The following is a 13,365-nucleotide window of genomic DNA, read 5'->3' as shown; positions in this document are numbered from 1 at the left end:
AGCTCCCGGGCGCGGTCGCGGGCGGCTTTCAACCGCTCTGCGCGGCGAGCTCCCGGGCGCGGTCGCGGGCGGCTTTCAACCGCTCTGCGCGGCGAGCTCCCGGGCGCGGTCGCGGGCGGCTTCGAGGGCGGCGAGGAACGCTGCCCGCACGCCATGGTTTTCCAGCTCACGGATGGCGTTGATGGTGGTGCCGGCCGGGGAGGTCACGGCCTCGCGGAGCTTGACGGGGTGCTCGCCCGACTCGCGCAGCATCACCGCCGAGCCGATCGCGGTCTGCACGATGAGGTCGTGCGCGACCTGGCGCGGCAGGCCGAGGAGGATGCCGGCGTCGGTCATCGCCTCGACGAGGAAGTAGAAGTACGCGGGGCCGGAGCCGGACAGGGCGGTGACGGCGTCCTGCTGCGACTCGGGGACGCGGATGGTGCGGCCGAGGGGGCGGAACATCTCCTCGGTGAGCGCGAGGTGCTCGGCGGTGGCGTGCGGGCCGGCCGAGATCGCGGTCATCGCCTCGTCGACGAGGGCGGGCGTGTTGGTCATCACGCGCACGACCGGGGTGCCGTCGGGCAGGTGCCTGGCGAAGAACGAGGTGGGCAGGCCGGCGCAGAGCGACACGACGAGCTTGCCCGGGGGCAACTTGGGGCCGAGCTCCGCCAGCAGCGCGCCGGCGTCCTGCGGCTTCACCGCGACGGTGAGCACGTCGGCGGTCTGCAGCGCGGTGACGCTGTCCACGACCTGGATGCCGTAGCGCTCCTGCAGCTCCTTGGCCCGTTCGGGCCGGCGGGCGGTGGCCAGGAGCCGGTCGGCGGGCCAGCCGGCCCGCAGCAACCCGGACAGCAGCACCTCACCGAGCTTGCCCGCACCGAGAACGGCGATGGTCCGCACGTACCCCACTCCTCAGTTCGACGAAAGTCCGACGAGAGTTCGACGAGAGTTCGACGAGAGTTCTCGACGAGAGATCGAAGACGGACATGGCGCGGGCCCGGTCATTGACGACCGGGCCCGCGACGGGCTCAGGAGCCGAAGAAGACCTCGGCCTCGGTGTAGCGCTCGACCGGGACGGTCTTGAGCTCACGGGTCGCGTCGGCGAGGGGCACGCGGACGATGTCGGTGGACTGCAGCGCCACCATCTTGCCGAAGTCGCCCTCGTGGACGGCGTCGATCGCGCCCAGGCCGAAGCGGGTGGCGAGGACCCGGTCGAACGCGGTCGGCGTGCCACCGCGCTGGATGTGGCCGAGCACGACGGTGCGGGCCTCCTTGCCGGTCTTCGCCTCCAGCTGCTCGGCGAGCCACTGGCCGATGCCGCCGAGGCGGACGTGGCCGAACGCGTCGAGCTCCTGGTTGTGCAGCACCATCTGGCCGTCGAGCGGCTGGGCGCCCTCGGCGACGACGACGATCGGCGAGTACTGCGTCTGGAAGCGCTTCTCGACGTAGCCGGCGACCTGGTCGACGTCGAACTGCCGCTCCGGCAGGAGGATGACGTTGGCGCCACCGGCGAGGCCGGCGTGCAGCGCGATCCAGCCGGCGTGGCGGCCCATGACCTCGACGACGAGGGTGCGGTGGTGCGACTCGGCGGTGGTGTGCAGCCGGTCGATCGCCTCCATCGCGATGTTGACCGCGGTGTCGAAGCCGAACGTGTAGTCGGTCGCGCCGAGGTCGTTGTCGATCGTCTTCGGCACGCCGACGACGTTGACGCCCAGGTCGGTCAGCTTCGCCGCGACGCCGAGGGTGTCCTCGCCGCCGATCGCGACGAGCGCGTCGATGCCGAGGTCGGCCAGGTTCGACTTGATCTTCTCAACGCCGCCGTCGATCTTGAACGGGTTGGTCCGGGAGGAGCCGAGGATGGTGCCGCCGCGCGGCAGGATGCCACGGACCTGAGCGATGCCCAGCTCACGGGTGTTGCCCTCAAGGGGGCCACGCCAGCCGTCGCGGAAGCCCACGAACTCGTGACCGTAGGTGGCGATGCCCTTGCGGACCACGGCCCGGATGACCGCGTTGAGGCCGGGGCAGTCGCCGCCCCCGGTCAGTACGCCGATACGCATGCTAGATCTTGCCTTCCTGGTTGCGGTGCTGCTCGACCGCCCTGACGGGCACGACCGAGCCGGAGGGTCCCACTCGTTGGCGACGCTGCCGATTCACAGCGCACTGTAGTCGCTCCTCCTGAACATGCCGACGTCGCACCAGTCGGCACATCCGTCCTAACAGCTGTCGTCACAGCTCTCATCTCGGATGCCGAACATCTTGGCCGACTCGTGCTCCTGCGCCATCCGCCGCAGGGCGGCGAGCAGGGAATCCCCGAGGATCGAGCCGACGACGGCGGCGTGCAGCTTGCCCTCGTTGCCCTCCGCCCGGGCGACGAAGCGCAGGTCGTGCACGGCGATCCGCTCGGCGAGGTCCGCGTACTGCTCCAGCAGGTGCTCGACATCGGCGCCGACCTGCTGAAACGCGGCGACGACCTCGGCCGCGGCCTGCCGGGTGCGGGCGTTGTCCGACAGCAGCCAGCCGCGCTCCTTGATCAAGGTTCTCACCCGATCGTGCGCCGCGGCGAGCATCGCCGGGTCGCTGGTCTCGCGGGTGCCGACGGAGGCCGGCAGGGCCCGGCCGAGCACCTCGTGCACGTCGGGGTCGGGCTGGTCGAGCTCGGTGAGCAGGTCGCGGATGGTGGCGATCGGCAACCGTCCGATGTCGAGCAGGACCCGCACCAGCCGCAGCCGCTGAACGTGTCGATCGTCATACCTGGCCTGGTTGGGGCTGGTCAGCTCGCCGGCGGGGAGCAACCCCTCCCGTAGGTAGTACTTGATCGTCGGCACGGGCACGCCGGTCTTCTGGCTCAGCTCAGCGATGCGCATCAGGGTCCTCTCAGGGTTGACACGGATAGTGTAACTCTCCAATAGTGGAAAGCGCCGCTATCGATAGTTCGACTATCCATTCTGCTGGGAGCTTCTGATGCGACTCGCACAGCCGCACCGCCCCCTCGTCGTCAGCGCCGCGGCGCTGACCGTCCTCGCGGTCCTGACCGGCGCGGGCGTCCTCCTCGACGACCGCGAGCTGGTCGGCGCGCCGCTCTGGCTGAAGCCGTTCAAGTTCTCGGTCTCCATCGCCGTCTACTCCGTCACCATCGCCTGGATGCTGTCGCTGCTGGACCGGCGGCAGCGGCTCGGCTGGTGGCTGGGCACCGTATCGGTCGCCGCCCTCACCACCGAGATCGTGATCATCGTCGGGCAGGCGGCGCGGGGCCGGCAGAGCCACTTCAACAACCAGACGCCGTTCGACTCGACGCTGTACAGCGTCATGGGCGCCACGATCGCGATCGCCTGGGTGTGCACGCTGATCCTCGCGGTGCTGCTGCTGATCCAGCGGCTGCCGGACCGGGCGGACGCCCTGGCGGTCCGCTTCGGGCTGATCGTCGGCCTCGCCGGCATGATGGTCGGCTTCCTCATGACCATGCCGACCAAGGCGCAGCTCGACCTGCCGGCGGACGAGTCGCCCACGATCGTCGGCGCGCACAGCGTCGGCGTGGCCGACGGCGGCCCCGGCCTGCCCCTGGTCGGCTGGAGCACCACCGGCGGCGACCTGCGTGCCGGGCACTTCATCGGCATGCACGCCCTGCAGGCGCTGCCGCTGCTCGGGTTCCTGCTGGCGCTCGCCTCGCGGCGCTTCGCGCGGCTGCGCCCCGACCGGGTCCGGGCCCGCCTCGTGATGGTCGCCGGCCTCGCGTACGCCGCCCTCACCGGCCTGATCGTCTGGCAGGCGCTGCGCGGCCAGTCGATCGTGGACCCCGACGCGCTGACCCTCGCCGCGGCGGGCGTCGTACTTCTGACCACCGTCGCGGGCACGATGTGGGCGCTGGGCGGCCCCCGTACCGTGGAGCCCACCGCCGCCGAGGCACGGATGCTGAGCGAGGTCCACTGATGGCTGACACCCTGTTCCAGCTCGCGTTCCTGGTCGTCGCGCCGTTCTGGGTGCTGATGATCTTCGCGCCGGGGTGGCGCTGGTCGGAGCGGATCGCCGGGTCGGTGTTCATCGCCCTGCCGGCGCTGGTCGTGTGGGCGTTCGCGATCGCACCGGTGCTGCCGGAGTTCGCCGCGGAGATGCTCAACCCCGACCTGGCCGGCGTGCGGTCGCTGTTCGCCGACGACGACGTGGTCGCCGCCGTGTGGGCACAGGTCCTCGCCTGGGACCTGCTCGTCGGCCGCTGGATCTACCTGGACAGCCGGGAGCGGCGGGTCCACCCGCTGATCATGGCGCCGCTGCTGGTGCTGACGATCCTGCTCTCGCCGATCGGCCTGCCCCTGTATCTCGCGTTACGGATCCCACTGACGAGGCGGCCCGTCACGCCGGGCGCAGGACCCGCCCGGCGTGACGAGGACGTGCTTACGCGGGGTGCATGACCTGCCACCTGGCGAGGTTGTGCTTGGCGTCGACGAGCGCGTCGTGCCGTCCCTCCGCCGCCGGCAGGGGCGGCCGGCCCGTCTCGTCCCACAGCTGGCGCAGGTCCTTGGTGAAGCGCGGGATCTCCCGGGGCAGCGTCGGCATCGGCCCCCACAGCTGGGCGAGGGCGACGTGGTCGTAGGCGGCGTACCACGCCCACAGCTCCAGCTCGTCGGCCTCGCCGGCGCGCAGCGGCTCGACGAGGAACTCGAGCAGCTCCTCGCGGATCCGCTCGCGGGAGCGCCACGCCTTGTCGGCCGGCGACGGCAGCTTGTCCAGGACGTTGCGGCGCACCCACGGCACGGCCCGCGACCCGTCGAACTCCGTGGAGACCGCGTAGTACTCGCGGCCGTGCTCGTCCACCACCCCGATGGAGACCAGGTCGATCAGGCGACCGTCCTCGATGAACTCACAGTCGTAGAAGTAGCGATATGCCGACACCGCTCCCATCCTGCACCGTCGCCGCCCGGCGGTGCGGCGGCAGGGTAGGGCCGCAAGGTCGGCTCACAGCAGCAGCGCGGCCATCCTGGTCAGCTCGGCGTGGTCGCGGGGCGTGCCGCCGTCGGCGTGGATCTTCTCGGCGACGGCGGCGGCGCGGGCGGCGGTGCGCAGCGCGAGCATCGCGGGCAGGACCGCGGCGCACTCGTCGGACGGGACCGGCCCGGCCCGCACGTACGCCTCGACCAGGGCCTCCGCCGCGGTGCCGCCCGCGCAGAGGACGGCGTGGGCGAGGTCGTACAGCAGCGGACCGGTGCCGGCGGCGGCCCAGCCGACCAGTCCGACCCGCCCGGTGCTGGAGTCGAGGCGGAAGCGGGCGGCGTCCGGCGCGCCGTGCCGGACCCCGTAGGTGAGCTGGTCGGTGACCATGATGCGGCGCACCACGGCGGCGGTCTCGGTCACGGCCGGGCCGAGCCACGGCTCCATCGCCAGGTGGGGCGCCGCCGCCGGCACCGCCGCGACCTGGAACTTCGCCAGGTCGGGGTGCACGAACCGGCGCAGGCTGCGGTGCGCGGCGCCGAGCGCGCCACCCCACCACGACTGGTCGAGCGGGTCGTCGGCGTGCAGCGGGCGGCCGGGGACCAGGCACATCAGGGCGATGACGCCGTCACCCGCGCGCGTGGGGAGCGCGGTGGTGAGCGCGCCGTCGGCGGCCCGGACCGGGCGCCCGGCGCAGACGCCCGACGCGTCGAGGTGCTCGGCGGCGCACAGGCCGGCCTCGAAGCCGCGCCGCGCGGCCACCGGAGCCCATTTCACCACGAAGTGGGCCGCATCACGCGGATTGGGTTCGAATTGGCCATTGTCGATCTCGACCCGCCAGGCGTCTTCACCGAGAGGAATGCACGGGCCGGGGTCGCACTGCCAACTCCTGCGCAGTGTCGTGTGCACCTGGTCGGCAGCGGGGGCCACGCTGCGCATTATGCGCCAACAACGGCGTCCATGCCCGGTGAACAGGCAGATGCCCGGGAAGCGGTGCTCGCACCACCGGCCCCCCGGGCATCTGACACCAACCCCGCCCCCCAGCGGTTCGCGTGCTGGCACTAGCCTGCCTGCGGGCTCATGCGCGGGCTGTCGGTGAGCCGATGCGGGGGATGTACAGACTCCGACACGCGCGTCATGATCTGGTAGAAGTTCCGTACTGTGCTCGTGATCACCTACGGTGATCATGGGACCGAATCAACGCTGCACCGGGAGGGGTTTGACCGTGGAGGGTCGGCTGCCAGATCCCGGCGACGCGCTGACCGGTGTGGATATGTTCAGTGGCCTGGATCCCGATGTTCGTCAGCGGGTCATCCAGGCGGCGGTGCCACGGACATACCGCAAGGGCCAGCTGCTGTTCGTCGAAAACGATCCGGGCGAGTCACTCATCGTGCTCAAGCGCGGTGCCGTGATGGTGTTCCGGACCGCGCCGACCGGCGAGCGCGCGGTCCTGTCGGTCGTCCGCCCACCCGACACGCTCGGCGAGGTGTCGCTGCTGGACGGCGCGGCCCGGTCCGCGTCCGCTGAGGCGATCGAGGACTGCCAGGCCCTGGCACTGTCCCGGCACGCGTTCATCGAGCTCGTCCACGCCAACCCGCGCATCCTGGACGCGGTCATGCGCTCGCTCGGCGCGCTCATCCGGCGCCTCACCGAGCAGAACGCCGACCACGTCTTCCTCGACCTGCCCGGCCGCGTCGCCAAGACCCTCGTCCGGCTCGCCGGCGAGACCAACGCGCCGATGGTGACCATCGAGCTCAACCAGAGCCAGCTGGCGGAGATGGCCGGTGGCTCGCGGCAGAGCGTCAACCAGGCCATCGGGTCGTTCGCCAGCCGTGGCTGGCTGCGCACCGAGGGCCGGCGGATCGTCGTGACCGACCTCAGCGCCCTGCGCCGCCGCGCCGGGATGACCGACCGCTGACCTGCCTGTCGCACCACCGCGTTGCGTGCCGCAACGCGGTGGTCGATCGGGTCCCCGGCGTGTGAGGATGTGCGGGGATCCGAATCAGGGAGTGTCGGCGATTTCCAGTCAGTGCGCACGCTGCGGCCGCCAGTCAGGCGATGGTGACCGGTTCTGCGGTGGATGCGGCGCCGAGCTGAGTCCTGCCTGCGCGACATGCGGCCGATCGCTGAGTCCGGACGCGTCGTTCTGCACCGGCTGCGGCACCCCACGCGCCACCACCGGCGCGGGCGGCGGCACGGCGAGCCGCGCCGACCGTGGCGGTGGCCACATCGGCCGGGCCACGGTGCCGATCCCCGCCACCCGCAGCGAGGACCGCCGGCGGATCAGCGTCCTGTTCGTCGACCTGATCGACTTCACGCCCTATGTCGAGCGCGCCGACCCCGAGCTGGTCCGCGAGCTGCAGAAGGGCTTCTTCTCCACCGCCCGCGAGGTCATCGGCCAGTACGGCGGGGTCGTCGAGAAGTACATCGGCGACGCCGTCATGGCGCTCTTCGGCGCGCCCGTGGCCACCGAGACCGACGCCGTGCGCTGCGTGCGCGCCGGCCTGGAGCTGCAGCGGGTGCTCGCGCGGTACGCCAGCACCGGCGACGGCGAGCGGGCGCTGCGCTTCCGCGTCGGGGTCGCGACCGGCGAGGCCCTCGTCGACGTGGCCGCGGCCCGCGACGGCGGCCAGGCGATCGTCGCCGGCGACGTCGTCAACACCGCCTCCCGGCTGCAGTCCCTCGCCCCGCCCGGCGGGGTCCTCGTCTGCGGCAGCACGTATGCGCTGACCAAGTCCTCGATCCGCTACGAGGCGCAGCCTCCCGCCACGCTGCGTGGACGCTCCACCCCGACCGAGGTGTGGCTGGCCCTCGCGCCGCTGCGGCGCAACCACCCCGACCGGGAGGCCGGCTCCACGCCCCTGGTCAACCGCACCCACGAGCTCAGCCTGCTGGTCAACGCCCTGCACCGGGGCCTGCGCGAGCGCACCCCGCAGCTGGTCACCGTCATCGGGCACGCCGGGATCGGCAAGAGCCGGCTCGTGCACGAGCTGTTCCTGCACGCCGAGCGGCTCTTCGACGCGCCCGTCGCGTGGCGCACCGGCCGCTGTCCCCCGTTCGGGGAGAACGTGACCTACGCGGCGCTCGCCGACATCGTCAAGGCGCAGGCGGGCATCCTCGACACCGACAGCGCCGAGACCGCCCGTGAGCGGCTCGACACGGCGCTCAGCGTGATCGTCACCCCGTCGGAGGCCGAGCGGCTCGCCGACGCGCTCAGCCCGCTCGTCGGCCTGCCCGGGCCGAAGCTCGCCCCCGACGAGACCGAGTCCGCCTGGCGGCGCTTCGTGGTCGCGCTGGCCGCGCACCGGCCGACGGTCCTGGTGTTCGAGGACCTGCACTGGGCCGACGAGTCGATGGTGCGGTTCGTGGAGCGTCTGGGCGCGTCCGTACGGGACGTGCCCCTGCTCCTGCTGTCGACGGCCCGGCCGGAGTTCCTGGAGCGCAACGCCAGCTGGGCCGGTGCCATCGCCGGCTCCGTCACCATCATGCTGCCACCGCTGCGCGACGCCGAGATCGCCACCATGTACGCGCACCTGCTCGGGCAGGCCGCGTTCCCCGGCCACTCGCTCAACTCACTCGTCGAGCTCGCCGACGGCAACCCGCTGTACGCGCTCGAGTACACCCGCATGCTCGCCGAGCAGGGCAACGTCCGCACCTCCGACACCCTCAGCCGGGTGCTGCCGATGCCCGACAGCGTCCACGCGGTCATCGCCAACCGGGTCGACCTCCTCGAGGCCGCCGACCGGGCGGTGCTGCAGGCCGCCTCCGTCGTCGGCATGAACTTCTGGCCCGGCGCGGTCGCGGCCGCGATGAGCCGCCCCGCCGACGGCATCGAACGCTCCCTGCGCCGCCTCGAGCAGCGCGACCTCATCCACGAGCAGGCCGCCTCGACGATGGAGGGGCAGACGGAGTACCGCTTCGGCCATGTCCTCGTCCGCGACGTCTGCTACCAGCGGCTCCCCCGCACCGAGCGGGTCGCCCGGCACGAGCTGACCGCCGCCTGGCTCGACAGCGTCGCCGCCGACCGCGACACCGACCTCGCCGAGGTCGTCGCCAACCACCGGTACACCGCCTACGAGATCGCCGGTTCGCTCGGCCTCGACGCGCCCCGGTACAGCGCGCCGGCGCGGGACGCGCTGCACCGGGCGGCCCGCCGCGCGTACGCGCTGCACGCCCTCGACGCCGCCGCCGCCCACGCCGGCAAGGCCCTCGCCCTCTGCGACGACAGCACCGACCAGGGCGAGCGGCTGCGGATCGAGCTCCTGGCCACGGAGATCGCCTTCTACGCGGACCCGGAGTCCTTCCTCGGCACCGCCGGCTCCGGTCCGGCGGGCGCTGCCCGTACCGGCGGATCCGGCGGAACCGGAAGCACCGACGCGGCCATGGCGGGCACGGACCAGCTGGCGAGCCTCGCCGATCGGCTCTACGCGGCCGGTGAGCAGGCCAGCGCCGCCCGGGCCTGGACGATCCGCGGGCAGGCCGCGTGGCTGCGCGCCGACCGGCTCGGTGCCCTGTCGTGCCTGGACCGGGCCGTGGAGCTGTTCGACGAGCTGCCGGACGCGCCGGAGAAGGCCGACGCGTACGCCGAGCTCGGCCGCCTGCACATGTCCAACTTCGAGGTCGAGCCCGCCGTCGCCGCGGCCAGCGCCGCCGCGGAGATCGCCGACCGGCTCGGCCTCATCGAGGTCGCGACCAGCGCCCGGATCACCATCGGCACCGCGCTCTTCCAGGCCGGCGACCGGTCCGGCCTGGTCGAGCTGCAGGCCGCGCTCGAGGTGTGCCGGGAGCGGCGGCTGCTGTCGGAGCACCGGGCGATGCGCAACGTCGCGTGGGCGCTGCTGGAGGACGGCGACTGGACCGCGTCCGCGGCGATGTACGAGAGCACCCGCAACACCGTGCCCGGCAGCCACACCCTCGCCACCGGCTACTCCAACGTCGCGCAGGTCGCGTACTTCACCGGCGACTGGGCCACCCTCATCGGCGTCGCCGAACGCGCCCCCGCCTCCGAGTGGGACCTGCAGGTCCGCGGCGCGCACGCGTGGATGAAGATCCTGCGCGGCGAGCCGTTCATCAACGCCGACGAGGTCGAGGACCTCGTCGCCGCCGGCCGGCGCAGCGGCTTCTACCGCCTGCAGTGGACCGTCCTCGGCCATGGCGCCCTCTGCCTGGCGCTGCAGGGCCGCTCACGTGACGCCGAGGCGCTGATCGTCGAGCTCGCCAAGACCTGGCGGGAGGTGCGGGCGATCGCCAGCGGCGAGTGGATCGACGCGACCGCCCACGCCGCCGTCCCCGCCGGCCGGGTCGCGATGATGGCGATCCGCGACATGCTCGCCGACGTGCCGCACCGCACGCCGTGGGTCGAGGCGGCGCTGCGGACGATCACCGGGGCGATCGCGTTCGTCGACGGGGACTTCGCCCGGGCCGCCGACATGCACCTCGCCGCCGCGGAGCTGTACGGCGAGATCCCCAACGCCTCCGCCCGCATGCTGTCGCTCACCTGGGCCGTGCAGGCGCTCGGGCGGCTCGGGCCGTCCGCCGCCGAGCGCCTCGAGCCGTGGCGCAGCGAGCTGATCGCCTTCGCCACCCAGGCCGGCGCGCCGATGCTGCTGACGCTCGCCGAGCTGCCGCCTACGCCGTTGTAGGCGGCCTTTGTACGTCGCTGTGCGGCCTACGCCGCCACGGGCTGCTTCTGCGGCTCCGGGGTGCTCTTCACCTTCTGCGCGTACATGTCGATGTACTCGCGGCCGGAGAGGGTCATCAGCTCGTACATGATCTCGTCGGTGACGGCGCGCTCGATGAACCGGTCGCCGGCCATCCCCGCGTACCGGGAGAAGTCCAGCGCCGGCCCGAAGCGGATGTGCACGCGCTTCAGGTTCGGCAGGATCTGCCCGATCGGCTGCACCTTGTCCATGTTCATCATCGCCACCGGCACGACCACGGCACCGGACTCCAGCGCCAGCCGGGCCACCCCGGTCTTGCCCCGGTAGAGCCGGCCGTCCGGCGAGCGGGTGCCCTCCGGGTAGATGCCGAAGATGCCGCCCTCCCGCAGGATCTTGAGGCCGACCTCCAGCGCGGCCCGGGCCGCCTTCCCGCCGGAACGGTCGATCGGCACCTGCCCCGTGCCGGCGAAGAACAGCTTGATCAGGCGGCCCTTGATGCCCTTGCCGGTGAAATACTCGGCTTTGGCCGGAAACGTGACCCGCCGTTTGACGCTCAGCGGCATGAAGATCGAGTCCGCGAACGACAGGTGGTTGCTGGCGATGATCACGGGCCCCTCGGCAGGGACGTGCTCCAGCCCCTCCACCCTGGGGCGGAAGATGAGCTTCAGCACAGGCCCGAGGACGATGTACTTGAGGAACCAGTAGAGCACCGCTCAACCTTCCAAGATCTGCCAACAATCGGTGATGACCGTCGCAAAGAGCCTACGAACCAGTTCGGCACACCACAACGCACTCCCGGAACCGCCCGTGCACGTGTCAGGATTTCGGTCAGCGGTTTTTTCGCGGCGGACCCGGTCGTCGCGGTGTCGGCCGCGGGGAGGGGCAGGCGGTGCCAGGGGGTGGGGCGCGGCGCGGCCGGCGCGACAACGGCCTGGTAGCGCAGGAATACGCGGTGGTCGGAGACGTCGACCCGCGGGTCGGCGAGCATCTGCTGGACGTGCTGGCGGCCGGTGGCATCGCCGCCTATCTGCAGCCCGCCACCGACCTGCACCCGGTGACGCGCACCACGACCCTGCCCGCCAGACCCACCGACCGGCTCTACGCTGATCGTGACCACCTCGCCACGGCGCGCGACTATTTCACCCAGCTTACCGCCGTGCCCGAGCAGCACACCCCACCCGCCGAGGCCCCCCAGCCCGCCACGGCGCCCTCACCCCAGTCATCCCCGTCATCCCAGTCATCCCAGGAGGCCAAGACGAGCCGCAAGTCGGACGACGAGACGTTCGCCAGCATCATCGCCGGCTTCCACACCACCGTCGATCCGACCAGCGCCCCCTGGCCCGCCGCCGAGGACCTCGACTCATCGGGCTCCGCCGCCGCCGACATGGACACCGAGCCGGCCCCCCGCACCCCGCTGCGCCGCGCCTCCGACGCCGTCGACCGCTCCCTGCTGGACAGCCTCGACTCCTTCGGCGCCGACCTGCCCGACGACGAGGACGACGACGCCGGCTACACCCCGCCTCCCCCTCCCCCGCTGCCACGGATCGCCCCGTCGACCGTCCTGGCGGTCCTGGCCCTGATCGGCGGCCTGGTCCTGCTGATCTGGCCCGACCTCCTGCCGGTCTTCGGCCCCCAGTCCACCCTGTTCCTGGGCTTCGCCCTGCTGCTGAGCGGCTTCGTCACCCTGATCCTGCGCCTACGCCCCGGCGACGAAGAGGACGACGACCCCGACAACGGCGCCCGCGTCTGACCCACCCCCGACGACGGCATCCCCGCGCCCGCCCCTCGCCCGCACCCCGCCGACGACGACCCCCGACCGCGGTACGTCGCGGCGAGGACGGGCTCGGTGCCGGTGACGGGCCTACTTCCACACCGTACATCCATCGATCTAATCGACCTTGCGGAAATCACGCTCCGCGCGCATGCCGATACAGCGTGAAGCGTGAGCGGTCAGGCGGGTTTCTCCAGCCAGTCGAGGATGGCGTCGATGGGTTCCTGCCAGCGGGCGTCGAGCATCAGGTCGTGGCCCATGCCTGGGAAGAGGAGCGGGGAGCCGCCGTACCTGCGGGCGACCCACTCCAGCGCCGACGCGGAGACCACGCGGTCGTCGGGGCTGCCGGCGACGAGGACCGGCGGGGTGCCGACCGGGGGTTCGGGCTCCTGGCGGCGGATGAGCTGACGCTGCGCGCCGGCGGGGACGCGCTGGAGGCGGGCGGCGAACGACTGGGCCGCCGAGGCCGGCAGCGAGCGGCTGAACAGCTGCGTGGAGCGCAGGCTGACGTGGCCGCCGAAGAGGCCGGGGAGCGTGCCGGCGGGGTTGCGGCGCAGCAGGCCGAGCGCGGTGGCCAGGCCGCCGAAGACGGGGGCGACGAGGACGCCGGCGCGGGCCGGGTACCGGGCGAGCGCCATCGCCACGACGAGGGCGCCGGTGCCGTGGCCGACGAGGATCGCCTGCTTCGGCAGGCCTGCGGCGACCTGGGTGACGTCGTGGACGTAGTCGCGCAGGCGGGCGTCGGGGTCGGGGCCGCTGCCGCCGTGGCCGCGCAGGCTCATCGCGGCGGCGGGGAAGCCCCGGCCAGCGGTGTGCTCCAGCCAGTGCTGGGCGAAGGCCCAGGCGCCGTGGCCGTACCCGGGGACGAACAGCACCGGCGGGCGGTCATCAGAAGCCGAAGCCGAAGACAAAGACGAAGCAATAGCCGAAGACGAGGTGGGCTGCTCGGTGAGCACCTCGCGCCGCACCGGCTTCGGCGGCGACGACCACTCGTCGGAGCGCATGACGCGGGTCGTGGCGGACGGGGCA

At 72.4% G+C, this 13,365-nt stretch carries 12 protein-coding genes; 5 read left to right on the top strand and 7 right to left on the bottom strand.

Features of this window, described 5'->3' with window-relative positions:
- Positions 1-75: 75 nt before the first annotated feature.
- The 3 genes from proC to ACQEVZ_RS35705 form a co-directional block, all read right to left on the bottom strand.
- Positions 76-891, bottom strand: a complete 816-nt coding sequence (gene proC / locus ACQEVZ_RS35715) for a pyrroline-5-carboxylate reductase (RefSeq protein WP_425552328.1) — start codon at positions 889-891, stop codon at positions 76-78.
- A gap of 119 nt (positions 892-1,010) precedes the next feature.
- On the bottom strand, positions 1,011-2,039 hold the full coding sequence (locus ACQEVZ_RS35710; RefSeq protein WP_360570710.1) for a 6-phosphofructokinase: 1,029 nt from the start codon (positions 2,037-2,039) through the stop codon (positions 1,011-1,013).
- A gap of 156 nt (positions 2,040-2,195) precedes the next feature.
- Complete coding sequence (locus ACQEVZ_RS35705) at positions 2,196-2,846, bottom strand: MerR family transcriptional regulator (protein ID WP_433374734.1); 651 nt, start codon at positions 2,844-2,846, stop codon at positions 2,196-2,198.
- Positions 2,847-2,943: 97 nt separating this feature from the next.
- On the opposite strand from ACQEVZ_RS35705, the gene ACQEVZ_RS35700 reads away from it, so the two are divergent.
- Complete coding sequence (locus ACQEVZ_RS35700; protein ID WP_433374731.1) at positions 2,944-3,909, top strand: hypothetical protein; 966 nt, start codon at positions 2,944-2,946, stop codon at positions 3,907-3,909.
- Positions 3,909-4,388, top strand: coding sequence for an ABA4-like family protein (locus ACQEVZ_RS35695; RefSeq protein WP_433374728.1), 480 nt, complete (start codon positions 3,909-3,911; stop codon positions 4,386-4,388). The genes ACQEVZ_RS35700 and ACQEVZ_RS35695 overlap by 1 nt, the downstream gene beginning before the upstream one ends.
- On the opposite strand, the gene ACQEVZ_RS35690 is transcribed toward ACQEVZ_RS35695, so the two are convergent.
- Positions 4,372-4,869 carry a polyadenylate-specific 3'-exoribonuclease AS gene (locus ACQEVZ_RS35690; RefSeq protein WP_344506286.1) on the bottom strand — a complete coding sequence of 166 codons (498 nt, stop codon included), beginning with the start codon at positions 4,867-4,869 and terminating at the stop codon, positions 4,372-4,374. The genes ACQEVZ_RS35695 and ACQEVZ_RS35690 overlap by 17 nt on opposite strands.
- Before the next feature lie 63 nt (positions 4,870-4,932).
- The gene (locus tag ACQEVZ_RS35685; RefSeq protein ID WP_433374725.1) at positions 4,933-5,667 is read right to left on the bottom strand and encodes a phosphotransferase enzyme family protein; all 735 of its coding nucleotides are present in this window, start codon (positions 5,665-5,667) and stop codon (positions 4,933-4,935) included.
- A gap of 463 nt (positions 5,668-6,130) precedes the next feature.
- Between ACQEVZ_RS35685 and ACQEVZ_RS35680 the strand changes: the two genes are divergently transcribed.
- Both ACQEVZ_RS35680 and ACQEVZ_RS35675 read left to right on the top strand, forming a co-directional pair.
- Positions 6,131-6,823, top strand: coding sequence for a Crp/Fnr family transcriptional regulator (locus ACQEVZ_RS35680; RefSeq protein WP_344506284.1), 693 nt, complete (start codon positions 6,131-6,133; stop codon positions 6,821-6,823).
- 67 nt (positions 6,824-6,890) lie between these two features.
- Positions 6,891-10,547 (top strand): AAA family ATPase, encoded by a 3,657-nt coding sequence (locus tag ACQEVZ_RS35675; RefSeq protein WP_433374721.1) that lies wholly within the window; start codon positions 6,891-6,893, stop codon positions 10,545-10,547.
- A 26-nt stretch (positions 10,548-10,573) separates the two neighbouring features.
- Here the strand turns inward: ACQEVZ_RS35675 and ACQEVZ_RS35670 are convergent, their stop codons facing one another.
- Positions 10,574-11,275, bottom strand: coding sequence for a lysophospholipid acyltransferase family protein (locus ACQEVZ_RS35670; protein ID WP_360570723.1), 702 nt, complete (start codon positions 11,273-11,275; stop codon positions 10,574-10,576).
- Positions 11,276-11,454: 179 nt separating this feature from the next.
- Here ACQEVZ_RS35670 and ACQEVZ_RS35665 point away from each other — a divergent pair, with 179 nt between their 5' ends.
- Complete coding sequence (locus ACQEVZ_RS35665; RefSeq protein ID WP_354903485.1) at positions 11,455-12,315, top strand: DUF308 domain-containing protein; 861 nt, start codon at positions 11,455-11,457, stop codon at positions 12,313-12,315.
- A 200-nt stretch (positions 12,316-12,515) separates the two neighbouring features.
- Here the strand turns inward: ACQEVZ_RS35665 and ACQEVZ_RS35660 are convergent, their stop codons facing one another.
- Positions 12,516-13,340, bottom strand: coding sequence for an alpha/beta hydrolase (locus tag ACQEVZ_RS35660; RefSeq protein ID WP_433377157.1), 825 nt, complete (start codon positions 13,338-13,340; stop codon positions 12,516-12,518).
- Positions 13,341-13,365: the final 25 nt, after the last annotated feature.

It is taken from the genome of Dactylosporangium sp. CA-152071 (assembly GCF_050936335.1).
Taxonomy (GTDB): Bacteria; Actinomycetota; Actinomycetes; order Mycobacteriales; family Micromonosporaceae; genus Dactylosporangium; species Dactylosporangium maewongense.
This window is presented reverse-complemented; position numbering and strand designations above follow the sequence as displayed.